The organism is Moraxella sp. VT-16-12 (assembly GCF_002224245.2).
Taxonomy (GTDB): Bacteria; Pseudomonadota; Gammaproteobacteria; order Pseudomonadales; family Moraxellaceae; genus Moraxella.
Genome location: NZ_NKHK02000041.1, coordinates 1 through 421, shown reverse-complemented (window position 1 = coordinate 421; position 421 = coordinate 1). Strand labels below are relative to the sequence as shown.

At 54.6% G+C, this 421-nt stretch carries 1 pseudogene; it reads right to left on the bottom strand.

Annotation, left to right across the window (positions count from 1 at the left end):
* Positions 1 to 287: pseudogene (locus CEW93_RS10665) on the bottom strand (phenylacetic acid degradation protein PaaY); the annotation flags it as partial.
* Positions 288 to 421 lie beyond the last annotated feature (134 nt).

Sequence of the window (421 nt, the reverse complement as noted above, 5' to 3'; positions counted from 1 at the left end):
AGTGCATCGCGACCAATCACACAACCATGCAGGATCGCTCCGTGCCCGATATGACCGTTTTCCCCAACGATGGTGTCAGTGTCGCAGTAGCCATGCATAATGCAGCCATCCTGAATATTGGCTCCCGCTAGCACGATCAACCGCCCGTAGTCACCACGCAGTGAGGCGAGTGGGCCGATGTAGACACCGGCTCCCACAATCACATCGCCAATCAATACTGCACTGGGATGGACAAACGCCGTCGGGTGAACAACCGGAATTAACCCCTCAAAGGCGTAATAGCTCACGGTTGTTAACGTCCTTTCCACACTGGATCGCGCTTCTCGGCAAACGCCAGCGGCCCTTCAATGGCATCTTCCGAATGCAGAACCGATGGATAGTGTTTCAACACGCCGCTGCGAATATAGCGATACGCTTCTTC